This is a genomic window from Streptomyces sp. NPDC052301, assembly GCF_044593395.1.
Taxonomy (GTDB): domain Bacteria; phylum Actinomycetota; class Actinomycetes; order Streptomycetales; family Streptomycetaceae; genus Streptomyces.
In genome coordinates, this window is record NZ_JBIUBE010000002.1 from 379,581 (window position 1) to 404,313 (window position 24,733).

At 71.2% G+C, this 24,733-nt stretch carries 20 protein-coding genes; 11 read left to right on the top strand and 9 right to left on the bottom strand.

The features are described 5' to 3' along the window. Nucleotides 1-182: 182 nt before the first annotated feature. Nucleotides 183-779 carry a TetR/AcrR family transcriptional regulator gene (locus tag ACIHEJ_RS05380; protein ID WP_400132300.1) on the bottom strand — a complete coding sequence of 199 codons (597 nt, stop codon included), beginning with the start codon at nt 777-779 and terminating at the stop codon, nt 183-185. 299 nt (nt 780-1,078) lie between these two features. Here ACIHEJ_RS05380 and ACIHEJ_RS05385 point away from each other — a divergent pair, with 299 nt between their 5' ends. Then, the gene (locus tag ACIHEJ_RS05385) at nt 1,079-2,590 is read left to right on the top strand and encodes an MFS transporter (RefSeq protein WP_400132301.1); all 1,512 of its coding nucleotides are present in this window, start codon (nt 1,079-1,081) and stop codon (nt 2,588-2,590) included. A 382-nt stretch (nt 2,591-2,972) separates the two neighbouring features. Next, on the top strand, nt 2,973-3,875 hold the full coding sequence (locus tag ACIHEJ_RS05390; protein WP_400132302.1) for an NmrA family NAD(P)-binding protein: 903 nt from the start codon (nt 2,973-2,975) through the stop codon (nt 3,873-3,875). A 525-nt stretch (nt 3,876-4,400) separates the two neighbouring features. On the opposite strand, the gene ACIHEJ_RS05395 is transcribed toward ACIHEJ_RS05390, so the two are convergent. Next, complete coding sequence (locus ACIHEJ_RS05395; protein WP_400132303.1) at nt 4,401-5,120, bottom strand: hypothetical protein; 720 nt, start codon at nt 5,118-5,120, stop codon at nt 4,401-4,403. A 392-nt stretch (nt 5,121-5,512) separates the two neighbouring features. On the opposite strand from ACIHEJ_RS05395, the gene ACIHEJ_RS05400 reads away from it, so the two are divergent. Further along, nucleotides 5,513-7,864, top strand: coding sequence for a SpoIIE family protein phosphatase (locus tag ACIHEJ_RS05400; RefSeq protein ID WP_400132304.1), 2,352 nt, complete (start codon nt 5,513-5,515; stop codon nt 7,862-7,864). A gap of 122 nt (nt 7,865-7,986) precedes the next feature. Here the strand turns inward: ACIHEJ_RS05400 and ACIHEJ_RS05405 are convergent, their stop codons facing one another. Continuing rightward, on the bottom strand, nt 7,987-8,559 hold the full coding sequence (locus tag ACIHEJ_RS05405; RefSeq protein ID WP_400132305.1) for a TetR family transcriptional regulator C-terminal domain-containing protein: 573 nt from the start codon (nt 8,557-8,559) through the stop codon (nt 7,987-7,989). 220 nt (nt 8,560-8,779) lie between these two features. On the opposite strand from ACIHEJ_RS05405, the gene ACIHEJ_RS05410 reads away from it, so the two are divergent. The 7 genes from ACIHEJ_RS05410 (at nt 8,780) to ACIHEJ_RS05440 (ending at nt 16,581) form a co-directional block, all read left to right on the top strand. Next, on the top strand, nt 8,780-9,796 hold the full coding sequence (locus ACIHEJ_RS05410) for an alcohol dehydrogenase catalytic domain-containing protein (protein ID WP_400132306.1): 1,017 nt from the start codon (nt 8,780-8,782) through the stop codon (nt 9,794-9,796). Nucleotides 9,797-9,878: 82 nt separating this feature from the next. Continuing rightward, on the top strand, nt 9,879-10,934 hold the full coding sequence (locus tag ACIHEJ_RS05415; RefSeq protein ID WP_400132307.1) for a hypothetical protein: 1,056 nt from the start codon (nt 9,879-9,881) through the stop codon (nt 10,932-10,934). A gap of 174 nt (nt 10,935-11,108) precedes the next feature. After that, nucleotides 11,109-11,780 carry an enoyl-CoA hydratase-related protein gene (locus tag ACIHEJ_RS05420; RefSeq protein ID WP_400132308.1) on the top strand — a complete coding sequence of 224 codons (672 nt, stop codon included), beginning with the start codon at nt 11,109-11,111 and terminating at the stop codon, nt 11,778-11,780. A 420-nt stretch (nt 11,781-12,200) separates the two neighbouring features. Beyond that, nucleotides 12,201-13,103: an SDR family NAD(P)-dependent oxidoreductase gene (locus ACIHEJ_RS05425; RefSeq protein WP_400132309.1), complete on the top strand. Its 903-nt coding sequence runs from the start codon at nt 12,201-12,203 to the stop codon at nt 13,101-13,103. A 114-nt stretch (nt 13,104-13,217) separates the two neighbouring features. Then, nucleotides 13,218-14,012, top strand: coding sequence for an alpha/beta fold hydrolase (locus ACIHEJ_RS05430; protein WP_400132310.1), 795 nt, complete (start codon nt 13,218-13,220; stop codon nt 14,010-14,012). 120 nt (nt 14,013-14,132) lie between these two features. Beyond that, entirely contained in the window at nt 14,133-14,711 is a 579-nt protein-coding gene (locus tag ACIHEJ_RS05435) for a TetR/AcrR family transcriptional regulator (RefSeq protein WP_400132311.1), read from the top strand. A gap of 493 nt (nt 14,712-15,204) precedes the next feature. Beyond that, nucleotides 15,205-16,581, top strand: coding sequence for an MFS transporter (locus ACIHEJ_RS05440; protein WP_400132312.1), 1,377 nt, complete (start codon nt 15,205-15,207; stop codon nt 16,579-16,581). 45 nt (nt 16,582-16,626) lie between these two features. On the opposite strand, the gene ACIHEJ_RS05445 is transcribed toward ACIHEJ_RS05440, so the two are convergent. The 4 genes from ACIHEJ_RS05445 to lnt form a co-directional block, all read right to left on the bottom strand. After that, nucleotides 16,627-18,579 (bottom strand): helix-turn-helix domain-containing protein, encoded by a 1,953-nt coding sequence (locus tag ACIHEJ_RS05445; RefSeq protein ID WP_400132313.1) that lies wholly within the window; start codon nt 18,577-18,579, stop codon nt 16,627-16,629. Between the two features lie 76 nt (nt 18,580-18,655). Continuing rightward, nucleotides 18,656-19,465: a 3-hydroxybutyrate dehydrogenase gene (locus ACIHEJ_RS05450; protein WP_400132314.1), complete on the bottom strand. Its 810-nt coding sequence runs from the start codon at nt 19,463-19,465 to the stop codon at nt 18,656-18,658. Between the two features lie 54 nt (nt 19,466-19,519). Continuing rightward, nucleotides 19,520-19,999, bottom strand: coding sequence for an NUDIX hydrolase (locus ACIHEJ_RS05455; RefSeq protein ID WP_400132315.1), 480 nt, complete (start codon nt 19,997-19,999; stop codon nt 19,520-19,522). Nucleotides 20,000-20,029: 30 nt separating this feature from the next. Further along, nucleotides 20,030-21,640 (bottom strand): apolipoprotein N-acyltransferase, encoded by a 1,611-nt coding sequence (lnt, locus tag ACIHEJ_RS05460; protein WP_400132316.1) that lies wholly within the window; start codon nt 21,638-21,640, stop codon nt 20,030-20,032. A 363-nt stretch (nt 21,641-22,003) separates the two neighbouring features. Between lnt and ACIHEJ_RS05465 the strand changes: the two genes are divergently transcribed. Continuing rightward, on the top strand, nt 22,004-22,978 hold the full coding sequence (locus ACIHEJ_RS05465; protein ID WP_400132317.1) for an O-antigen ligase family protein: 975 nt from the start codon (nt 22,004-22,006) through the stop codon (nt 22,976-22,978). Nucleotides 22,979-23,144: 166 nt separating this feature from the next. Here ACIHEJ_RS05465 and ACIHEJ_RS05470 read toward each other — a convergent pair whose 3' ends face one another. Together ACIHEJ_RS05470 and ACIHEJ_RS05475 are read right to left on the bottom strand one after the other, a co-directional pair. After that, on the bottom strand, nt 23,145-23,690 hold the full coding sequence (locus ACIHEJ_RS05470; RefSeq protein ID WP_400132318.1) for a hypothetical protein: 546 nt from the start codon (nt 23,688-23,690) through the stop codon (nt 23,145-23,147). Between the two features lie 256 nt (nt 23,691-23,946). Further along, nucleotides 23,947-24,732: a glutamate racemase gene (locus ACIHEJ_RS05475; protein ID WP_400132319.1), complete on the bottom strand. Its 786-nt coding sequence runs from the start codon at nt 24,730-24,732 to the stop codon at nt 23,947-23,949. Between the last annotated feature and the right edge of the window lies 1 nt (nt 24,733).

The window sequence follows — 24,733 nt, forward strand, 5'->3', positions numbered from 1 at the left end:
GTTTATGATCAATCACTGGACGCCCTGCCTCGCGACAGCCCGAGGCTAGAGGTTGCCCCGTACGGGACAACCTCTGGCGTTTCTGGCAACGGCAGTGCAGGCAGCACCGCGGTGGCGGTGGCGTTGAGGATGAGCGTAGACGTCCATGACGAACCTGCTGCCACGATCGGCCGGCCCCCGGGTCAGTCCGTGCGCGGCCGCGGTTCGGTCTTCCCGGTGCCGCTCTTGGTGAGAGCCGTGCGCGCGGCCTGCAGCAGTTCTTCGGAGATCGGGTTGCCCCGGGTGGCGCGGGCGAGGACGAGGGCACCGACCATGGTGCAGAGCTGGGCCATGCCGTCGTCGTCGCCGGTGGCCAGCCGAGCGGCGCGGTTCCGTACCCCGTTGATGTAGGTGTGGCGGGCGCGAGCAGTCTGTTCGGTCTCGCGCCCCAGGTCAGTGGCGAATCCGGAGACGGGGCAGCCGTCCGCGGGATGATCACGGTGCCAGACCGAGAGGTAGTCCTCGATCAGCGTCCGGCGGGCGGCCTCGTGCTCCCCGGCATGTTCCTCGAACGCCACCGCCGAGTGTGCCGCCTGCTCGGCGAAGGCATGGGCGATCGCCTCGTCGACCAGGTCCTCCTTGGAGCCGAACTGCTTGTAGAACCCGCCATGGGTGAGCCCGACGGCCTTCATCAGATCGGCGACGCTGACTGCGGTGCCCTTCTCGCGGAACATCCGGGAGGCGGTGGCTACGACGCGCTGTCGGTTCTCCTGTGCTTGCGCCCGGGACACGCGGCCCACGGAATCACTCTCCTCAGATAGATGCCACTTGTCATCTATCCTAGCCCCAGTTTAGATTGTGTGCGACATCTATTCGAGTGCGATCGCCCGGCAGGTCAGGCAGGGCCTTGCGCCGCCTCCCGCCTCTTGAGGCCGACGGCCTCCGCCAGGCAATCCCGGAACCTTCGACAGCACTGGAGACCCCTGTGGCAGCACCACCCACCGAGTCCTCGACGCCCGAGTCCACGCCCTACGTGCCGCCTGCCCGGCGACGAGGTGTTTCTGAGGCGGTCCACCGCCGGCGCTGGGCCATTCTGGCCGTGCTCGCGTTCAGCCTCCTGGTGGTGATGCTGGACAACTCGATCCTCAACGTGGCGATGAAGACCATCGCGCAGCCCGCTCCCACCGGACTCGGCTCCACCCAGAGCCAGCTGGAGTGGGCGGTCAACTCCTACACGCTGGTCTTCGCCGGACTGCTCTTCACCGCGGGCCTGCTCGGTGACCGGCTCGGCCGCAAGAAGGTGCTGCTCTTCGGCATGGCCGTGTTCGGCGCGGGGTCCGTGCTGTCCGCGCTCTCGGACTCCTCCGGGCAGCTCATCACCTTCCGCGCCGTGATGGGCTTCGGCGGTGCCTTCATCCTGCCCGCCACCCTCGCCATCATCATGAACGTCTTCGAGCCCGAGGAGCAGCCCAAGGCCATCGGCATATGGACCGGTGTGGTCGGTTTCGCCATAGCCGCCGGCCCCATCGCCGGCGGCGTTCTGCTGGAGCGCTTCTGGTGGGGCTCGGTCTTCCTGGTCAACGTGCCGATCGTGCTCGCCGCGATGGCCGCGATGGTGGCGATCGTCCCCGACTCCAGGGACCCCAGGCCCGGCAGGCTCGACCCGGTCGGCGTACTGCTGTCGACCGTCGGTCTGGCGGTGCTGGTCTACGGCATCATCAAGGGCGGCCAACTGGGTGACTTCACCCGGCCCGAGGCATGGGCGACGATCCTGGGCGGCCTGGCGGTCCTCACCGGTTTCGTGATGTACGAGGCCCGCAGCGACCATCCGGCCCTCGACGTCACCTACTTCCGCAACCGGCGGTTCTCCGCTTCCGTCGCCGCCATCGGCCTGGTCTTCTTCGCCCTCATGGGCGTCACGTTCTTCTCCGTGTTCTACAACCAGAGCGTTCGGGGCTACAGCGTCCTGCAGTCCGGTCTGCTCGTGCTGCCGCTGGCCGCCGCCCAGATGTTCTTCGCCCCGCGGGCCCGGCTGGTCGTCAATCGCTTCGGTGCCCGTGCGGTCTGCGCCGCCGGCCTCGTCCTGACCGCAGTGGCCTTCGCCGGCTTCCTGCTGCTCGGTCAGAACACCCCCATCTGGCTGCTGGAGGTGCTGTTCTTCCTGATGGGCACGGGGATGGCCCATGTGATGCCGCCCGCCACCGTCATGATCATGTCGTCGCTGCCGCGGGAGAAGGCCGGCTCCGGATCCGCGGTCAACAACACCTTCCGGCAGGTCGGCGGGGCCATGGGGGTCGCCGTACTGGGGTCACTGCTGTCCACCACCTACCGCAACGGCATCGGCGCCCACCTGGGCATCCTGCCCGTCTCCGACCGGCACGCCGCGGGTGAATCCGTCCAGGCGACCCTTACCTTCGCGGAGCAGCTGGGACCAGCCGGCAGGGCGCTGGTGCGGCCCGCGCACGACGCCTTCCTCCACGCCATGCACATCACCGCCATAGGATCGGCGGCCGTCGCCCTGGTCGGCGCGGTCGTCGTACTGCTCTTCCTGCCGGGCAAGGACGCAGCCGTGGCCGCGGGCAGTGACAAGTCCCAGCGCCAGACCGTCTGAGCCCCACGAGTGATCACGAACCATCCCCCGCGAGACACCAGAGGCGCCCCTCTGGCGGGGACGTTCCCGCACTGCCGCCGCGAACCTCGCCGTCAACGAGCCGCGCTGCGGGTGCTCGAGGAGGACGCCGTGACAGGCCATGGACATCGCCGGTAGCGCTGGCGTCGGCCAGAGCACCATCCCCGACAGACCCCTGCCGATGTCGGTGGCGCCGGCCTCCTCCGCCCGGCGATCGCAGAACCAGCGACAGCAGCGGAGACCCCGCGCAAGCACCACCCGGATCGGCAGTGGCATCGCCGCGCTCGGCGGTTTGCCGACGGCTCAACTGACGCTCTGAAGACGTTCAACCCATTTGTTTCGTTCCTCCGAAGGAGATCGACTGATGATTGCCGACAACCTTGTTCTCATCCCTGGTGCCAGCGGCGTGGGCCGTTCGGTCTTCGAGCGACTGCGTACTCAGGACGTGCCGGTGCGTTTCATGGTCCGTCGCGAGGACGAACGCTCGGCTGAGCTGCGCAAGCTCGGTGCGGAGGTGGTCATCGGTGACCTGACCCGGCCCGAGACGGTGGCGGCCGCTCTGCAGGGCGTGACGCGAATGTACTTCGCGATGCGCGTGTCGCCGGACCATCTGCTGGCGGCGACCGTGGTGGCCTCTGTTGCGAAGGAGTACGGGAAGCTGGAGGCCTTGGTCGACCTGTCGCAGATGACGGTGTCGCAGATGACCGCCACCAGCACCGAGGAGTCGCACCAGCAGCGGCTGCACTGGCTGGCGGAGCAGGTCTTCAACTGGTCGGGGCTGCCCGTGGTGCACATACGGCCGACGGCATTCCTGGACACTCCCCTGTTCACCATGATGGCGGCGCGGTCGATCCAGGAGAACGGCACCATTGTGCTGCCGTTCGGCACCGGACGCACCTCGCCGGTCGCGGTGGACGACGTCGCCCGGGTCATCGCCACCGTGCTCCACGATCCGGCTCCGCACATCGGGCAGGTCTACGAGCTGACCGGGCCGCGCTCGGTCAACATGACGGAGCTGGCCGCGGAATTCTCGCGGGCGCTGGGACGACCGGTGACCTACGTGGACGTGCCCCCGGAGAGGTGGGAGGCCCAGCTCCCGAAGCTGGGGATGCCGCCGCACCTCGAACAGCACGTCGCCACCATGGCCCGGCTGCACCGGGACAACCGTTACGACCGCACGGCCGACGACGTCGAGCGCGTGACGGGCACCACCGCCCAGACGATCGAGGCGTTCGTGGCCGCCCGCAGGGACTTCTACCTGGGCTGAGCCGCGTCCGACAGCCGGGAGGCGAGCGCGACGTACAGCGCTCGCCGACCTGCCCCGCCCATGAGGACTGCGCCGACCTTGCTCGGATTCGCTGCGGCAGTGGCACCAGACAGAGGCGCGCGCAGGCCCCGCCGCAGCTACACCACTGCCAGCCCCGGCAGGACCGCTTCCTACCTGTCGTCTTCGTCCCGCCCGTCTTGGAAGGTCGTCTTGCGCATCCCGCCGGTCCGCAGCGACGACGCCGGGTCACGGCACTTCACGTGGATCACGACCACACCCACCTCGCACGCTCGGTACCGTCTGGAACAGCGATTCCAGGCACGGCCCGAACCCGAATCAGATCAAGGGAGTTCAGGCGACTGACGTGCGGCCCAGCCAGCGCATGCGAGATCTCGGCGTCGTCCAGCAGGGCGCCGGCATCCTCGCCGAACGAACCCGGGCCTTCGACCTGCCGGCCGAGCGACACGGTCCTGCCGAGTCTCAGCGCGTTGCGCTGGCTGGCAGACCTTGGCGTCTGAACGGCTATCAGGTGAACCGGGCGTTGCTGACGTCGATGGACACCATAATCTGCTCCACGATCGGGCGGTTGTCCGCATCGCTTCGGTAGGCCCGGCGTCTGCTGGGCAGGCGGATCCCGTCCGCTTCAACGGTGTCGTAGACGTACTGCGCCGCAGCGAACCCGCCCGCGATGTCGACGTGATAGTCATGCCGACGCAGGAGGTGGTCGGGCCCGAAGTAGAAGTCCTGTCGGGTGCTGTGGCTGGCGATGTGGGGCGGGAAGGTGGCACGCAGGCCGCGCCAGAGTTCTTCTCCTTCCCGCCACGGTTCGATGTCGGTGATGGTGAAGCCGGGCATCGCCAGCAGGAAGGGCGTGGTGAGGTACGTCCACAGCGCGTATCCGTTGAAGTAGGCGCGGTCCAGTGGGTCCCAGGGCGTGCTGAGGTCGTGCCCTGTGAACGACTTCCGCGGTTGGTCGCGTTCGGCCACGACTCGGCCGTCGAGCTTTTCGATGCTGACTCGGTCGGCCGTGAAGTCGGTCTTCTGGTCGGAGGCGCCGAACGGCATCACAGAGGCGTGCTGCTCGTGCAGCCAGACGGTCATCTCCCGGGGGCTGGGGTCCTGCGGCATCCCCTTCATGACGAACATGTCGCCACCGCTGACGATGGTGGCGCGGACTGTGGTGAATGCGTTCCAGCGGTCGAGGCCACCATGAGCATCGAGGACCTCGGCCAGCAACGTGTTCATGTCGGTCTCCTGCTCTGTCGTGCCGGTTCCGGGGCCACCGCCGGGAGGGTCCGCGACGGCGGTCCGATGCCGACGACACATCCGCAGCCAGGCGATCCGGTGGCCCTGATCAGCCTGGCGACCCTCTCATCGTTCACTGGTTCGTAGGCATCGCGCACCTGGGCGCGCTGACCCTGGGGACCCTGTAAGCCACAGTCGAAACCGACGGGGACCGCTATTACCTCCGGTCAACCCCGCGTCCTCGGCGTTGGCGCGGGGGTTCGGCGTGATCCGCCGGCGGAGGTCGTAAGGGCTGCCTCGTACCGCGCTTCGTGCAGAACCGCAGCTGGGTGCCGATCTGCGGCGGCGCAGCCCCTGGCCGACGGGCAAGCTGGGAGGTGGAGGTGGTTGCCGTGGCCGGTGAGACGCCGCTGATGGTCGTGGACGGCCAAGGCGTGGTCGTGCAGTGGAGCCACCGGGCGGAGGAGTTGTTGGGGCGCTCGGCGGGCGACGTGGTCGGGCGGCCGGCAACCGACCTGGTCAGCCCTGTTCCCGTTCCAGGCGGTGGTGCCGTGGAACGCCGCAGGCATGACGACCTGCGTGCTGTCGCAGAGGGCGCCGCCGGCGGTGGCCTGCGTGTGCGGCCGGTGCTGCGGGACGACGGTTCGGTGGCGTGGGGGATCTTCCTCCCACCTGCGAACGGGATGGTGCCCGGCATCGAGACCGCGGTACTCGATGCGCTGTCCGCCCACACGGCAGGGGCGCTGTTCGTGGTGGACGAGGAGCTGCACGTGGTGTCGGCCAACGCGGCCGCGCAGGCCCTGTCCGGCGCGAGCGCACGGCAGATCCAAGGACGCCCCCTCACCGATGCGTGGCCCCTTTCATCCCCCGGCGAACTGGAGAACATGCTGCGCCAGGCCATGGCGGACGGTACGCCGGCGACGGACCACGTCATGCGGACGGGCCCGAAGAACGAGCCCCAGCACACGCACGCCGTCTCGGTGCTTCCCCTGCGCGATGCAGCGGGGGCGGTGGTCGTGGCCCATGACGTGACAGGTCAGGAGAAGGCACGCCGCGGAGTCCAGGCGCTGTATGCGGTCCGGGAGCGGGTGGGACAAACCCTGGAGGTGGTGGCCACCTGCCAGGAGTTGGTTCACGCGCTGGTCCCCGGGTTCGCCGATATCGCCGTGGTGGAAGTGGTGGAGCCTGTGGTGCGGGGAGAGGAACCACCGCTCAGCCCTCTGGGACGGGATGTGCCGCTGCGTCGGGCCGCCGTCGGGAACAGCGGCGGTGATCAGCAGGCCCGTGCGCATCCGGTGGGAGATGTCCGCGCGCTGCCGTTCCCGACCCCATACGCGCAGGCGCTGGCCGACCTCAAGCCCCGCACGATTGCCCTCGGCCCCGACACGCCCTGGCTGGCGGCCGACCCGGCGCGGGCCGAAGCGATCCGCGCATCCGGCGCACGCGCCCTGCTCATCGCACCGCTGACGCTGCGCGGAAGGGTCCTCGGGCTGCTGAGTCTCTACCGCACCCAGCGAGCCGGCGGATTCGACGAGAAGGAACTCGCCCTCACACTCGAACTGGCCACGCACACCGCCCTGGGTATCGACAACGCCCGCCGCTACACCCGCGAGCACACCATCGCCGCGGCACTGCAGCGCCATCTGCTGCCCCCGGCTCCGCCGTCGCAGACCGCAATCGAGACCGCCGACCTGTACGTGGCTGACGACCGGGGCGCGGGGGGCTGGTTCAACGCCTGCGCCCTGCCCGGTGCCCGTACGGCCCTGGTCGTCGGGGAAGTCGCCGGCCATGGCATCCACACCGCTGTCACCATGGGTCAGCTGCGGACCGCCATGCAGTCGCTCGCCGGACTGGACCTGGAACCCGACGAGCTCCTCGCCCGGCTCGACGACACCATGGCCCGTCTCGCGTGGGAGCGGAGGGCGCTGCCACTCGGCGACCCCCTGCGCAGCCAGCCCCTCAGCGCGACGTGCCTGTGCGCGCTCTACGACCCGTTCACTCATACGTGCACCATCGCCTCCGCCGGACACCCGCCGCCCGTCGTCGCCGGCCCCGGTTCCAGCACCCGAGTGGTCGAGCTGGCCGCCGGTGGTGCCCTCGGCGGCGGAGGAGGACCCCCGTACGCCACCACCACCGTCACTTTGGCCGATGGAGACGTCCTCGCCCTCTACACGGCCTCGCTCCTGGAGGCGGCACGGCCTGGGTGCGGCGAAAGCAACACGCTGCCGCTCCAACGCTTGCTCGGCGATATCGACCGCCCCCTTCAGGATCTGTGCGACGAGATCCTGTACCGGCTCCGGATCGATACTCTTCCCGGCGACGCCATCCTTCTCCTCGCCCGCACCCACCCCTTCCCCGCCGACTGCGTCGCCACATGGCCGTTGGACGAAGAGCCCATCGCCCCCGCCATCGCGCGGCGCCACGCCCGGCGCCAACTCGCCGACTGGGGCGTGGACGAGGACACTGCCTACGACACGCAGGAGGTCGTCAGCGAGCTGGTCACCAACGCCCTGCGGTACGGCGCGCCGCCCGTACACCTGCGCCTCATCAACGACCGAAAGCTCACCTGCGAGGTCCACGACTCCGGCATCTCCGCTCCGCGGCTGCGCCACGCACGAACGGTCGACGAAGGTGGCCGCGGCCTGTTCATCTGCGCCCAGCTCGCGCAGAACTGGGGTATCCGCTACACCAACGACGGGAAGACGGTCTGGACCGAGCAAGCCCTCGCCCCACAGCACCCATAGAGCCCCTCCGACGAGGAGTCGTGCACGGAGGCGCTCTGGCTTTCCCGCGCCTGCCTCAGCAGGTCGGCGCAGCACTTGGTGTGGGTGGCGACGCCTACGAGTCTTCAGCGGCCAGGCCGCGATCAACGTAGGAGGACGTCGAAGACCATGCGGAAGAAGGCGTCCAAGGGAGCGGAGGACTTGTCCGCCCGGGCCGCGATCAGCGTGCCCTCCCAGGCGCTGAGGATGAACAGCGCGGCGCCCTCGACATCGAGAGCGGCGTCCAGCTCACCTGCTTCCTTCGCTTCGGTGAGCACCTGCCGGATGCGCGTGGCCCACCGCTGGAAGCCGCCCTGGACGGCGGAGCGGATCTCCTCGGAGTGGTCCGCCACCTCGGCGCCGAGGTTGCCCACCAAGCAGCCACGGGCGAAGCCGCTGTCGACCGTGTCCGCGCCCAGGAACTCGAAGTGCGCCCGAAGCCGCTCCAGCGCAGGGCGTCCCGGGGTCTCGAGCATGTCGAACCGCAATCCGGCGGCGTAGCGGCTCAGTGCCTCGAGGGCGCTCTCTTCCTTGCTGGCGAAGTGGTTGTAGAACGAGCCCTTGGGAGCCCCCGCCGCCGAGGTGATGTCGCTGATGCCCGTGGCATTGAAGCCCCGTGTCCGGAACTGCTCCAGGGCTGCCTGCGCGATCTCCTCGCGCTTGGACGCGCGTGCCATTCCCACCACCACCTCGGGGTCAATATGTCCGGTCGCCTTGCCTCGGGTCAAACCCAGGTCCTCGGGGAAGCAGCGCCGCCCACAACGGCACGTGGCCCACGGTTCGGCCCTCGGACCTGCTTGACTAGATTTAAAGTGACCGGTCATATTGAATCCAGACCCCACCCCCAAGCCCTCGGCCCTCCCCGTGTCGGCAGAGGCGGCACCGAGGAGAAGCGGCATGTCCACGTACCGAGCATTCGAGGCCACCGGCATCCACCGGCTCCGGCTCGTCGAGCGCGAGCCGGTCGACCCGGAGCCCGGCCACGTCCGGCTCAGGGTGGAGGCGTGCGGTGTCTGCCACACCGACGTGCTGGCCGTGGAGGGGCTGCGCCCCGACCCGTCACTCCCTGTCGTTCCCGGCCACGAGATCGTCGGTGTGATCGATGCCGTGGGCGCGGGCGTCACTGCCTGGCGGCCCGGCGATCGCGTCGGCGTCGGCTTCCTGAACGGGCACTGCTGGGAGTGCGAACCGTGCCGCCGCGGCGACTTCGTCAACTGCCTCAACCAGGCGCAGACCGGCACCACCATCGACGGTGGATACGCGGAGGTGACCTACGCCCGCGCGAGCGGACTGGTGCGCATCCCCGACGGCATGCCGGCCATCGAGGCGGCCCCGCTGCTGTGTGCCGGACTGACCACCCTCACCGCGCTCCAGCAGGCCCCCACTCGCGCGGGCGCCCTGGTCGCCGTGCAGGGAATCGGCGGGCTGGGCCACCTCGCCCTGCAGTACGCACGCGGCCTCGGATACCGGGTGGCCGCCATCGCCCGCGGCCAGGAGAAGGAGAAGCTGGCAAGGGAGCTGGGCGCCCACGAGTACATCGACAGCGCCGGCACCGACCCCGGCACGGCGCTGGCCGACCTGGGCGGCGCATCGCTCATCGTCGCCACGGCATCCAGCGGTACGTCCATGAACCCACTGGTCCGCGGACTGACCCCGGGCGGCAGTCTGGTCGTGGTCGGCGCCGCCCCCGACCCGCTGACGGTCGCCACGGCCGACCTGATCTTCGGCACCCGCCGCATCGTCGGCAGCCTGACCGGATCATCGATCCAGAACGAGGACAACCTCGCCTTCAGCCTCGCCCACGGCATCCGCCCCTCCACCGAGACCATGCCCTTCACCCACGCCATGGACGCCTACGAGCGGATGCTCTCGGGCAAGGCACGCTTCCGCGTCGTCCTGGACATGACTGCCTGAGCCTGACCACGCCGCGACCTGCATCCCCCGGCCGGGCGAGTCACAGCCCGCGCCCTTGGCATTCTCCCCTCGAGGTTTCCCCATGATCGACATGGTCGACACGACAGACCACACCAGAGAGCACACCAGCACGGCACCGCCCGGAAGCGGGCGGGCGCGTCCAGCCACCGACACCGCCTCCGACGTCAACGGTCGCCACGCGACCCGCGCCGCACGGATCGGGCTGCTGTCCGTCTCCCTCGGCACGGCCGGCCTCGGCGGAGCCTGGCAGGCGGCGGCGACGACCTTTCCGCCCGCTCTGCAGGTCAGCGACGCGCTGTTCACCGTCAGCGGTCTCATCTGGCTGGTGCTGCTGGCCCAGTACCTGCGCCATGACGGGGCCCGATGGCGCAGCCTGCGCCACGACCTGCGCCATCCCGGCCAGGGCTTCACCCTCGGGTACGTGCCCATCATCGGCATGCTGATCGCAGGCCACTTCTCGCGGTTCGGGATCACAGGCCCACGCTGGGCCTACGCCGTCTTCGTCACCATGGCCGCCCTCATCGCCGCACGCCTCCTGGCCCACTGGCTCACCGGCGCCCTGAGTTCAACCATCCTGCATCCTGGCTACCTGCTGCCGATCTCCTCCGCACCGTTCGTGGCGAGTGCCGTTGCCTCCACGCTGAGGCTGCCCGGGGTCGCCGATGCGACCTTCGCGGTGGGGCTGCTGTACTGGCTCGCCTTCGGCGCCGTCATCCTCGGCAGCCTCGTCACCAACGCTCCCCTGCCCGGACCCGCCCGCCCGGCCCTCACCGTCCTGACCATTCCACCGGCCACCGGCGGAATCGCCTGGACCGCCGCCCACAAGGGCGTCTTCGACGCCGTCGGCTACGGCTTCGCCGGCACCCTGCTCTTCACCGTCCTTCTCGTCGCCTTCCTCCTTCCCGAGCTACGCCAGCCCGCGTTCCATCCGGGCCTGTGGATCTTCAGCTTCCCCATAGCGGCAAGCACCAATTTCGCCATCCGCTGGATACACGCGTCCGCACCTCCCGCAGGGCCGGCCCTCACCGGGATCCTCCTCGCCGGTGCGACCGCCGCACTCGGCCTGCTGGCCGCAGCCACCCTGCACCACCGGGCCCGGCGAGCCCTTCCCAGCTGACATTCGTTGCGGCGGCGGAGATACGCACGCCAGAGGCATCACCTCGTTCCTGGAGCGCCGACCCGTCCGGTCCACCGGAACGCGACAGCCCGCAGCCCCGGTCTACGGCCGGCAGACCGCGCCCCCCACACGGCCATGTGCCCTGCACCACCGAAACATCTCCAAGGAGCCACCATGCCCACGCTCGACCGCCAGGACGCCGTCTTCGTTCTCGACCTCGGTGACGGCGAGAACCGCTTCCACCCCGACTGGATCGCCTCGGCCAACGCGGCCCTGGACGAGGTGGAGAAGTCGGAAGGCCCCCGCGCCCTGGTGACCGCTGCGACCGGGAAGTTCTACTCCAACGGTCTCGATCTCGAATGGCTCGCAGCACACAGCGACGAGCACCCGGACTACGTCAACTCCGTCCACGCTCTGTTCGCAAGGTTGCTGTCCCTCCCGCTGATCACCGTCGCCGCGCTGCAGGGACACACGTTCGCCGCCGGAGCGATGTTCTCCCTCGCCCACGACTTCCGTCTCATGCGCGCCGACCGAGGCTTCTGGTGCCTGCCCGAGGCAGACATCAACATCCCCTTCACCCCAGGCATGTCCGCCCTCATCCAGTCCCGGCTGACCCCGCAAACGGCCCACCATGCCATGGTCTCCGCCCGTCGTTTCGGCGGCCGGGAAGCCGCCGCCGCCGGGATCGTCGATCAGGCGGTGGACGAAGGCGCCCTGCGCACCGCCGCCCTCGAACTCGCCCAGGCGCACGCGAACAAGGCCGGCGACAGCCTCGGAACCATCAAGACGCGCATGTACGCCCCTGTCCTCACCATGCTCCGCGACACGACCAGCCCTCGGGGCTGACGCCGTGCCGACAGCCGCTTCCGGTCGCCGAGGAGCGCGCTGCGCCGTGCCGTCTTGAGCTGGTCAAGGCCCCCGGAGGACCCGCGCAGGCGAGCGCGACTGTCCCCCACTCCGCCAGGCACGGCGCCGGCGATCCACCGACCGCCCGCTCACGCGCAGGTCCTTCGCGATCACCGCGATTCTCTCGCCGCGGCCGAACCGCTCGCACGCCTCGTACCGGATCCGCTCCCGATACCGCCGCCGCTCCGCGGTCACCACCCTGCGCGTACCACGTAACACCGCCCTACCGCAGGGATCACCACACGTCACCACCCCCCCGCCACCCATCCGAAGAACATTAACCGGATAGTCCATCCGAATGCATGCTACCGTCGCGACCAACCGGATAGTTCATCCGATTGCTTGTCGAGTGGAGGCTTCATGTCGAGGACAGCTGTGATCACTGCCGGAACGGGCGGCATCGGCCTGGAGACGGCGCTGGGGCTCGCCGCCGAGGGGTTCGCGGTCACCGTGGTCGGACGCGACGCCGAACGGGGAGCCAGGGCGGTCAAGCAGATTCAGGCGACGAACCCCAGGCACCCCAGTCGCTACCTGTCCGCCGACCTTGCCTCGCTCGATCAGGTCCGCGCACTCGCCGACACGATCGCCGCCGACCACACCGCCTCGGGCGAACCGCTCGCGGTGCTGGTCAACAACGTCGGCGCGATGTTCGCGCAGCGGCAGGACCTGGGCGGCATCGAGGCGTCGTTCGTCGTCAACCACCTCTCGCCCTACCTGCTGACCGAACTGCTGCTGCCCACACTGACAGCCGGGGCGCCGAGCAGAATCGTGAACGTGACCTCGGGCGCCGTCGCTGTGGCCAAGCCGGTGTTCGACGGCGTCGAGCCGCCCGGCAGCTACTACGGCTTCCACTGGTACGGACGCGCCAAGCTCGCCAACCTGGCCTACACCCTGGACTTGGCCGCACGGCTGGAGGGCACCGGTGTCTCCGTCTTCGCCGCCGACCCTGGAGGCGCCGCGACCGAGATGACCAACGGAACGCTGACCGACCCGAAAATCGTCTCGCCCGCCCTGAGGCTGTTGTGGCCGCTGGTCCGTCGCAGGTTCGAACGCTCCACGTCCGGTCCGGCGTCCGTGGCGGCCAGGCCCTCGATCGTCGCCGCCACCGACGAGGCTCTGGCCGGTCGCAGTGGCATCGTCATCGGTGCCCGGGCCGAGCCGGTCGCCCCGTTCCGTGCCGCGACCGACCGCCGCCTCGCCCAGGCTGTACTCCGGCTCAGCGAATCTCACGCTCCTCTGGAGGCCCCCGTCAGCGGAGCGTGAGCACGCGACCGGAGTCGACGCGGACTCGCTCCCTCCACCCCCTGGGGAAACGTCCCCGGACCACACCTCGTGCCCCTGCCCGTTCGCAAGGTTCGTCACATGAGGAAGAGGATCATGACCGTCACAATGCCGACCCCCTATGCCCGCACCGTCCACGGCTCCGGCCCTGGCCTTCTCCTCGCCCACGGAGCGGGCGGCAGCGTCGAGGCGAACTACGGACCGATCATCGGAGGACTTGCCGCCGAGCACACCGTCGTTGGGATCGACTACCCCGGCTCCGGGCAGACCCCCGACACACACGAGCCGCTGGAGCTGGACGACCTGGCGGACCAACTGGTCGCCGCAGCGGACGCCGAAGGACTCGGCACGTTCGCGATCTGCGGATACTCACTCGGCGGCCCGGTCGCGATCCGAGCCGCCGTCCGTCACCCGGAGCGTGTCACCGCACTGGTGCTGAGCGCCACCTTCGCGAGTCTGGACACCCGCACCGACCTGACCGCCGCGATCTGGCACCAGCTCTACGAATCCGGACACCACCTCCTGCTCGCCCAGTACATGACCCACCTGGCCCTCAGCACGCCGGCGCTGAACTCCCTCACCCCGACCCAGGTGCGCGCTGCCGCCGAGCAGACCGCCTCTGCCGTCCCGGCCGGCACCGGCGTCCAAGTGGACCTGGTCCGCCGCGCCGATGTGCGCGCCGACCTCGCCGCAATCGCCGTCCCGACCCTCGTTGTGGTGACCACCAGAGACAATCTGATACCGGCACCCCTCCAGCACGAACTGGCCGCGGCCATCCCCGGGGCCCGGACCACCGAACTGGCCACCGGCCACCTGCCCTTCCTGGAACAGCCGAACCAGTGGCTCGAGCTCATCACCGGCTTCCTCGGTCGAGCTCAGGACCGGCCCTGACATCCCGGGTGGGCGGGCCGGCAGGACCGCCCACCCGGCACCTGCGCCTCATCCGAGGGTCACGCATATGATCGAAAGCGGAACCTCTGCCATCAGACGAGCGACCTGGACTGCCGACACATGACGACGCCACAGCTACGCAAGGACGCTGCCCGTAACTGGGACCGGATCGTCGCTGTCGCCCGCGACCTGGTCGACCAGGGCACCCCCTTGCAGCTCAATGACATCGCACGCCGGGCGGGCGTCGGCGTCGCCACCGTCTACAGGCACTTCGCCACCCCCGAGGCGCTGCTGGAGACCGTCGCCACCCCCTGCCTGGAAGCCCTGGTCGCGCACGGCCAGCGGGCCCTGACCGACGCCGACCCCGGACGCGCACTGGAGGACTTCCTGTCCCAGATCGTCGAAGCACAGGTGACCGACGTCGCCCTGGCGCCGGTCGCCGCCGCGGCCTCGGACACCCTGCCACACACCACGGAACTCAAGACCTCGCTCGCGTCGGCCGGCACTGAACTCCTTGCCCGCGCCCGCGACGCCGGGATGGTCCGTTCCGACCTCGCCGCCGCCGACCTGGTCCCGCTCATGTGCGGCATCGCCCATGCCGTGCACGTCCACGGAGGCACTCCCCACGACCGCATCGACACCGCACGCCGCTACCTTGCCACGCTGCTCGAAGGCATGCGTAAACCCTCAGACGCGTAAGCGGTGGTGAGGCATCCCGGTGGGGGCCTCAGCCGTCACCGAAGTCCGGCGCCCACGGCCGCAGGGCGGCACGGGAGGCCCACCCGCTGCGTCAGGCCGTACAGGCGGGCACCGTGGTGCTCCAACGGACGTCGCGGGGCCCAACTTCGTCGGGGCGACAGCCCCTTCTCGTACCCGGGCTTCGCGTGCGCTGCGGTCCACAACTCGCGCCCTGCCGGCCATCCGGGGTGATGACGTGGGCCTTCAGCCAGCACCAAACCAGCACGGGAGTCAGCACAGGCGCCTTCAAATCGTGCCCGAACAACGCAACTCGGACAGCGCTCTTCACCGCCTCATTGTGGCCGTCATCGAGACCCCGGCAACGCCTCCATGGTGTCCGGACGCACTCCCGCGCCCAGAACTATGGTGTCCCACCACATACGCCTCTGACCTGCACGTTCCTACGGTGTGGCGACACGCAAACGTCCCCGTCGAACGCCAGGAAGTGGTACCGATGTCGTCCTCCGCGACCGCTCCACCAGCCCCGTCCAGCCTCCCCCGCATCGTCGCCGCCAGCCTCATCGGCACCACCATCGAGTGGTACGACTTCTTCCTGTACGGCTCCGCCGCCGCGCTGGTGTTCAACAAGCTGTTCTTTCCGGACTCCGACCCGCTCGTCGGGACACTGCTGTCGTTCCTGACGTATGCCGTCGGGTTCGCGGCCCGGCCGCTGGGAGCCCTGGTGTTCGGGCACTTCGGTGACCGGCTGGGGCGGAAGAAGCTGCTGGTGCTGAGCCTGGTGCTGATGGGCGGGGCGACCTTCGCGATCGGGCTGTTGCCGACCCACGCGAGCGTCGGCACGGCCGCGCCCGTACTGCTCACCACGCTGCGGCTCGTCCAGGGGTTCGCGCTCGGCGGCGAGTGGGGCGGTGCCGTTCTGCTGGTGTCGGAGCACGGGGACGCGCGGCGGCGCGGTTTCTGGGCCTCGTGGCCGCAGACCGGCGCGCCGGCGGGGCAGTTGCTCGCGACCGGTGTGCTGTCCCTGCTGACCGCCGTCCTCTCCGACGACGCCTTCGGCAGCTGGGGCTGGCGGATTCCGTTCCTGCTCTCCGGGGTGCTCGTCATGGTCGGTCTGTGGATCCGGCTGTCCGTCGACGAATCGCCCCTGTTCAAGGAGGCGGCGGAGCGCGCCGAGTCGCGGCGGGCGGATGACGCGGAGAAGCTGCCGCTCGTCTCCGTGCTGCGCCATCACTGGCGGGACGTGCTCGTGGCGATGGGCGCCCGGATGGCGGAGAACATCAGCTACTACGTCATCACCGCCTTCATCCTCGTCTACGCCACCACCTCGGCCGGCGTCTCCAAGCAGACCGCGCTCAACGCCGTGCTCATCGGCTCCGCCGTGCACTTCGCCGTCATCCCGGCCTGGGGCGCGCTGTCCGACCGGGTGGGGCGGCGGCCCGTGTACCTGTTCGGCGCGGCCGGGATCGGGCTGTGGATGTTCCCGTTCTTCTCGCTCGTGGACACCGGGTCTTTCGGCTACCTGATCCTGGCGGTCACCGTGGGTCTGGTGCTGCACGGCGCCATGTACGCACCTCAGGCCGCCTTCTTCGCCGAGATGTTCGCCACCCGGATGCGCTACTCGGGCGCGTCCATAGGCGCCCAGTTCGCCTCCGTGGCGGCCGGTGCGCCAGCGCCGCTCATCGCCACCGCGCTGCTCGACGGCTACGACAGCTCCACCCCGATCGCCCTGTACGTGATCGCCGCCGCCGTACTGACCCTGGTCGCGGTGGCCGTGTCGCGCGAGACGCGGCACCGGGATCTCGCCCGGGTCGAGGCCGAGGACGGCGAGGCCTCCGCCACGAGTCCCGCCGCGCAGGCACGGACCGTCTGACCCGGACGTCCGTGCTGTGCCGACCGGCCTCCGTGCGGGGGCCGGTCAGTGGCGTCCCGGTGTCGCCAACCGATGCAGTCGCAGGGCGAGTTGGATCTCCAGGGCGCGGCCCGGGGTCTGCCAGTCCTGGCCGAGCAGACGGCCCACGCGCTCCAGCCGCTGGGCCACCGTGTTGACGTGGACGTGCAGCGCGTCCTTGGTGCGGGCCGGGCTCATCCCGCAGGCGAAGTAGGCGTCGAGGGTGTGCAGCAGTTCCGTACCGCGCCGCTCGTCGTACGACACCACCGGGCCGATGGTCCGGTCGACGAAGCCGGCCACGTCCCGTTCGCCGGCGAGGAGCAGGCCGAGGAAGCCGAAGTCCTCGGCCGCCGCGCCGTCCCCGGCGCGGCCCAGCAGGTGCAGCGCCTCCAGACAGCGGCGGCCCTCGGCGTAGCCGGCGGTGACGGTCTCGGGGTGGGCGGTGAGGCCGGTGACCGGGGCCGAGGCGCCCACCGTGACGGGCTGGTGGACGGCCGTGCCCAGGTGGCGGGCGGTGCGGCGGGCCAGGTCGGTGGCGGTGTCACCGGCGGCGAGCGGCAGCAGCAGGACGGTGCCGCCGTCGCGCGCTGCGGCCAGGCCGTGCCGGGTCGCGGCGAGGTGGGACGCGGCGGACCACAGCCGGCGGCGGGCCGCGGCCTCCTCGTCGGCGTCGGCCGCCGGGCCGTCGAGGCGTGCGGCCAGGACGACCTGGGTGGCGTCCAGGTCGGCGTGCAGTCGCGCGGCGCGTTCGCGGAGCAGACGGGGGTCCCGGTCGCGGGCGTCCAGGAGGTCGTCGAGCAGCTCGCCCCGCACGCGCTGCTCCGCCTCGGCGGCGGAGCGACGGGCGAGCAGGAGCAGTGAGGTGACCATCGCAGCCCGCTCCAGGGTGCGCTGGTCGACCGGGTCGAGGCCGGGATGCCCGCGCAGGACCAGCGCCCCGAGGAGTTCCCCGCCGGCGGCCACCGCGGCGATCCAGTCGCTGCCGTGCCGTACGGCGTGTGCCTCGGCGCGGGACGCCTCCAGAGCCTCGGCCGGTGCGGTGTCGGCCTCGGTGAACTCGACGGTGCCTTCGAGGACTTCGGAGACTGCGGCGGCCACGTCGTGCACTCCCCCGCCGCGCAGGACGAGTTCGGCGAGCCGGTCGTGGACGTCGGAGGCGCGCTCGATGACGGCACTGCCGTCCCGGATGATCGCGTTGGCGTGTTCGAGCCCGGCCAGGGCCGCGCGGGTCTCGGTGAGCAGGTTGGCGGTGTCGATCGCGGCCGCGGCGAGCGCGGCGAACGAGCCGAGCAGGGCGATCTGCGCGCGTTCGAAGACGCGGGCCCTGCGGTCGGCGGCGAAAAGGACCCCGATGACGTGCGGGCCGAGCATCAGGGGGACACCGAGGATGGCGACGAGGCCCTCGTCCCGGACGCCGGCGTCGATGGTGAGCGTGTGCTGGAAGCGGGCGTCCTTGAAGTAGTCGTCCGTGACGTACGGCCGTGTCGTCTGGGCGACCAGTCCGCCGAGTCCCTCGCCCATCCCGAGGCGCAGTTGCTGGAAGCGGGCGGAGACGGAGCCCTCCGTGACCCGCATGTAGGTGTCACCGCGCGGCGGGTCGTGCAGGGTGAGGTAGGCGACGTCCGTGCCCAGCAGGGAGCGGGCGCGCTGCACGATGGCCTGCAGGACGGCGTCCAGGTCGCGCAGGCCGGCCAGGTCGTGGGCGGTCTCGAAGAGCGCGGACAGCTCCGCCTCGCGTCGCCTGCGTCCCTCCAGCTCGGCGCGGACGCGCAGGGCGAGCAGCCTGGCGTGGTCCAGCGCGGCGATCCGGTCGGCCGGGCGGCCCTCGGCGCGGGCGAGCAGCACCGGCTGCTCGTAGGCCTCGACGGAGGCGTCGCGGGCGAGCAGCTCGAGGTACGGGGCCTCGGCGCTGCTGTCGGCCGCCCGGTCGGCGGCGTCGGTGCCGGGTGGCCCGGCCTGCTGGACGTGATCGCGAGACATGGTCACAGGATTCCGCATCGGCGGCCCGGCCCGGCAGGCCTGTGGACAACTCCGGAGGCCGGGGCCGCCCGCCGGTTCAGTGGGCCGTCCACCCGCCGTCGAGGACCAGTGAGGTCCCGGTGACGAAGGACGCGTGCGGGCTGCACAGGTAGGCCACCGCCTCGGCGACCTCCTCCGGTTCGATGAGCCGCTGGACGGCACTGTCCTTGAGCAGGACCTCGGAGAGGACGCGTTCCTCGGGGATGCCGTGCGCCTGTGCCTGGTCGGCGATCTGCTTCTCCACCAGGGGCGTGCGCACGTAGGCGGGGTTCACACAGTTCGAGGTCACACCATGGGCGGCGCCCTCCAGAGCGGCCGTCTTGGACAGGCCTTCCAGACCATGTTTGGCGGCCACATAGGCGGATTTGAAGGCGGAGGCGCGCAGCCCATGGACGGAGGACACATTGACGATCCGGCCCCAGCGTTGCGCGTACATGTGCGGCAGCGCGCCGCGGATCAGCCGGAACGGTGCCTCCAGCATCACGGTCAGCACCGTGTGGAAGACCTCGGGCGGGAACTCCTCCAGGGGGCGGACGAGTTGCAGTCCGGCGTTGTTGACCAGGACGTCGGTGTCGGCCGCGGCGCGTTCGGCGGCGTCCAGGTCGGTGAGGTCCAGGACGTGCGGTACGACGGTGCCCGCCAGGTCGCCGGCGCGCTCCGCCTGCTGGGCCAGCTCGGCCAGGCCGGCCGCGTCCCGGTCGACGGCCCGCACCGCGGCCCCGGCGGCGGCGAGGCGCAGCGCGCAGGCCCGGCCGATGCCGCTGGCGGCCCCGGTGACGAGAGCGGTACGGCCGCCGAGGTCGAGGAGAGGAGCGGGCGTACCGGACAGAGTGCTGGACGAGGTCATGCCTCGACCCTAAGCAGCGCTCCCCAGTGCCCACATGTGGGCACCCCCCACAGTTCAGCCAAAGGACATGGGCTCGAACCATGTGGGTTCATCGGACAGGGCCTGCTTGATCCGGAACATCTGGCGTTCGTCCATCGGCGGCAGCGCGTCCACCTCGAACCAGCCGACCTGCAGGGACTCGTCGTCGTTCACCCTCGCCTCACCGCCGACGGCCCGGCAGCGGAAGGTGATGTCCATGAACTGGCAGACGTCACCGTTGCCGAAGGTCACCTGCTCCAGGGCCCGCACCGAGACGACCCGCTCGGGAACGCACCGTACGGCCGTCTCCTCGTACACCTCGCGCACGGCCGCCGCCGCGGGCTGCTCGCCGGGGTCGGGGATGCCGGACAGCACCGCCCATTTGCGGTTGTCGGAGCGCTGCCCGAGCAGCACTCTGCCCTCGTCGTCGAGGACGACCGCGCTGACCCCGGGCAGCCACAGCAGCTGATGACCCGCGGAGGCCCTGATCGTGCGGATGAATTCGGGAGTAGCCATGCGCCGACCCTAACGGGCCGGTGGGCCCCACTAGGCGTCGGTCGCGCGCCGGGCGCGCAGGCCGGAGCCGATCGCCCAGCCGATCCCGCCCGCCGCGACCAGCACCAGGGCGATCTCCGGCAGGATGCCCAGCTCGGTGGCGGGGGTCGTGGACGTGCGCAGCGGCACCTTCTGGACGAGGTAGGCGGGCACGAACATGCCGGTCCTCTGGGTGATCTTCCCGTCCGGCATGATGACGGCGCTGACGCCGCTGGTCACCGGCACGGTCACGGTACGGCTGTGCTCGACGGCGCGGATGCGGGACATGGCGAGCTGCTGGTAGGTCATCTCGCTGCGGTCGAAGGTCGCGTTGTTGCTCGGCACGGAGATCATCTCCGCGCCGTGCGTGACGGTGTCCCGTACGGCCCAGTCGAACGCGGCCTCGTAGCAGGTGGCGAGGCCGACCTTGGCACGGTCGATGTCGAAGACGCCCGGCTCGGCGCCACGGCTGAAGTCCTGGCGGACCATGCCGGTCCAGTCCTTGTTGACCGCGCCGACGAGCCCGCGCAGCGGCAGGTACTCGCCGAACGGCTGGATCTGCCGCTTGTCGTAGGTCTGCGTCGGTCCCTTGACCGGGTCCCACAGGATCTGCTCGTTGAGCAGTCGCCCGTCCTTCTCGACGACCGCGCCGACCGAGATGGGCACCCCGACCGCCTTGGCGGCGCCCTCGATGACGGCGGCCGCGTCCGGCTCGGTGAAGGGGTCGATGTCGGAGGAGTTCTCCGGCCACAGCACGTAGTCGGGCTTGGGCGCCTTCCCCGCCTTGATGTCGGCGGCGAGTCGGAGCGTCTCGCGCACGTGGTGGTCGAGCACGGCCCGCCGCTGGGCGCTGAACTCCAGACCGGAGCGGGGAACATTGCCCTGGATGAGCGCCACGGTCGCGGTGCCGTCCTCGGCCTTGTCGCTGACCAGCGAGCGGGCCGCGACCGCGCCCGCCACCGGGACGGCCACGCTCAGCAGCGCGGCGGCCGCCGCACCCCGCCGCAGGACCCGGGTACGGCGCCGTTCGGCGAGCAGCCGGCCGGCTTCGTACAGCCCGAAGCCGCACAGGACCACTCCGAAGCCGAGCACAGGTGTGCCGCCCACCGCGGCGAGCGGCAGGAAGACGCCGTCCGCCTGGCCGAACGCGATCTTGCCCCAGGGGAAGCCGCGGAAGGGCACGCGCGCGCGTACCGCCTCGCCCGCGATCCAGAGGGCGGCGGCCCACACCGGCCAGGCCGGCAACCGGGAGACCGCTGCGACGCCGACGCCGACCAGGGCGACGAAGACCGCCTCGATGGCGACCAGGGCCAGCCAGGGGCCCGGCCCCACCTCCACACCGGTCCACACCAGCAGCGGCAGCAGGAAGCCGAGCCCGAAGAGGTAGCCGAGGCCGAGGGCCGCCTTCCAGCCGCGGCCGCGCAGCACCCAGCCGAGGCCGGCGAAGGCGGGCAGCGCCAGCCACCACAGCGTGCGGGGCGGAAAACTGACGTACAGCAGCACTCCGCAGAGAGCGGAGGCGACGGCCGGGACCAGGCGCAGCAGCCGGCCGCCGCGCGCGCCGGAGGCGGGGGACGGCTGGAGCTGATCCGGCTGGTCGACGGAGGTTGCGGTGACGGTCACCCGGGTGAGTGTACGGCGGCCGAGCTCGCGGCCGACAGCTCGGTCGGTGTCCGTACCTCGCAGCGAAACCCAGGTCAATGCGGTCGGGCCGGGCGATGCCCGGCACGCTGTTTTTGCCGTACCTCGTCCCCGAACGGGTCGTGGGCCGTTACGGTGTGCCCAGCCTCGGCAGTGCGGCCGGACCCGGCGCACGGCCTTGGCCTGCCACAGGTCGGGGGACCGGGTACGAGGGGCGAGCAGGTGGGGTCGACGGGGACGAGGTCCGCGGCCGGTGCGGACGGCACGGACGGTATCGGCGGTATCGGCGGTCGTGCACGTGTGGATGCGCACGCTGTCAGAAGAAACGTTTCCGACGGGGCGGGCATGATCCTGCTCGGGGCCTGCGCCGGGTGGTCGCTGATCACCGCGGCGGCCCACGACGGGCGGCCCGAGGGAGTGCTGCTGGCCGTGCTCGCGGTGACCGCCGGCCATGCCACGGGCCGGGTCTCCGGGGCACTGCTGCCGGTCGCCGCGCCCTCGGCCGGTGCGGTCGTCGGGCTGGTCCTCGCCGTGACACTGCCCGAGCTCTCCCCAGGACCCCGTTACGCCGCCGCCCCGCTCGGGCACGCCGGTGCGACGGCCGCCCTGCTGGCCCTGGCCACCGGCGCCGCGTGCTGTGCCGCCTGGGCGACGCCCGTACCGGCGCTGCGGCTGGGCCTGCGGGCCGGGGCCGCCGGGACCGTGCTGACCGGGGCCGTGCTGGGGTCGACGGCGGGCTGCGTGGCCGGCGCGGCCGTCCTGCTCTGCTCGCTCGCCGCCGGCTCGGTGCACCGCCGGGGCGTGTGGCTCGCGGGCCTGGCCGGGGCGACGGCCGTGGTGGCGGGCGTGACCTGGGCGGTCGCCGCCGGCGTCCTGCCCGACGGGCTCGCCGGGGTGTTCGGCGGCCGGTCCGGGCCGCACCGTGTACAGCTGTGGCAGGACGCGCTGCGGCTGGCCGGCCGGAACAGCGGTCTGGGGGTCGGCCCGGGCCGGTTCGGCGAGCTGAGCCGTACGGCACCGCAGGTGCCGGTGTCCGACGGCAAACCGCACTCCGCCCTGCTGCAACAGGCGGCGGAGCAGGGCCTGGTCGGGGTGGTCCTGCTCGTCGCCGCGTTCTGCTGGGTGCTGCACGCGCTGTGGCGCACTCCCCGCCCGGCTCCGGTCGCCCTCACCGCGGGCGCGGCCCTGACCGCGTTGGCCGCGCTGGCCTCGGTGGGCGACGCGCTGAGCTTCACGACGGTGACGGCGGGCGCGGGACTGCTCGCCGGCTGGGCGACGGCCCGCCCGTGGACGGGTGTCGGCGGCAGCCCGGAGCTGTGACCGGGACGGGTGCCGCAAGGCGCCTCGCGCGTGGCCCCGCCCGAACGTGGCAGCGCCACGGGGAGCACGCACCGGGCACGGACGAGACGGCTGCGCCACCGGACCGGTGCACCGGTCCGGCCACCCGAAGCCCCGGCACCGGCTCACCGCGGCACCGGCGGAGTGCTCAGTGGGTCGAGCCCGGGATGTTCGCCCGCAGCCGCGCCCTGATCGCCCGGACCGCCGACTCCGCGTTGTCCACGGTGATGGTGAAGGTATGGCCGTCCCACAGGCGCAGCACGATGCCCTCGCCACGGCGTACGACGACCGCGGTGCCTTTCTCGGGGCGCCAGCGGTAGCCCCAGCCACCCCATTGACGGGGAGTGACGAGGGCGGTGAAGTCGGCACCGGCCACGTGGGAGAGCGGGATGCGGCGGCGCGGCAGCCCGATGTGGCCGCAGCGCACCTCGACGGAGTCCTTGTCGCATCTGAGGTCGACGTGCACGAAGGCGAGCGTGCCGAAGAGGACCAGCAGTCCGGCGGCGATGCAGCCCACGACGGACATCACCAGCGCGGCGACGCCGGAGGTCCAGGCCGAGTCCACCGCCAGCTCGATGCCCAGCGCCATACAGGCGGCCCCGACCAGCGCGAGCAGCCACTGGACCCGGTTGGTGGCGCGTCCCGTCCAGACGTCGGGGTGCGGGGCGTCGTCGGCGCGGGAATGGTCCCTCATGTTTATGAGGTTACTCAGGTTTCGCTGGGCGGGTAGGGCGTGGCACAGCGTGACTGGCCCAGGCGGAGCAGACCGGGGCGCGCATCGGGACCGGCCGGTGCAGGCGACCGCCGGACGGGCGGGCGGTCAGGTGGGGGGCACGGCGGTCGGCGGCCGGGCTGACCGGTCGGCGCCCGGACGGTCAGCCGATGGTCGGGGCGGTGCACGGCGGGCGGTCGGGCCGGTGCGCCCGCGGGCGGAGTCGCGTTCGGCCCCGTCAGCGGACGGGGCTGACCGTCTGGAGGAAGCGGCCCTCGGCGTAGGCCAGCGCCGTGTCCGGGAGGGTCGCCTCGCGTCCGCTGAGCAGCACGGTGAGCGTGGTGTCGGCGACGGCCGCCGGCTGCGGCTCGGCCCCGATCCGGCGCAGGGCCTGCGCGGCCACCGCTCCGGCGGAGCCGTGCAGGATCAGCGGCGCACGGCCCGGCTGCTGGACGGCGGCACGGATGCGCTCGGCGACCAGCTCGTAGTTGGTGCAGCCCAGGACGACCGTGGTCACGTCCTTCGGCGTGCGGGCGGCGGCCGAGGCGACCGCGGTGTCGATCGCCGCCTCGTCCGCGTGGTGCACCGCGTCCGCGAGGCCCGGGCACGCCACCTCGGTGACGGTGACACCGCCGGCGAACTGCTCGATCAGCCCCCGCTGGTAGGCGCTGCCCGTGGTGGCCGGGGTCGCCCAGATCGCCACGTGCCCACCGCCCGCGGCGGCCGGCTTGATCGCGGGGACGGTGCCGATGATCGGCAGGTTCGGTTCGAACCGGGCCCGCATCTGCGGCAGGGAGTGCACGGACGCGGTGTTGCAGGCGACGATCAGGACGTCCGGCTCATGGGCGGCGGCGGCCCCCGCGACGGCGAGGGCCCGCTCGGTGATGTCCTCCGGCGTGCGCGGTCCCCAGGGCATCCCGTCCGGGTCCCAGGAGAGGATCAGGTCCGCGTCGGGCCGCAGCCGTCGTACCGCGGCAGCGGCGGGAAGCAGGCCGATTCCGGAGTCCATGAGCGCGATCTTCACC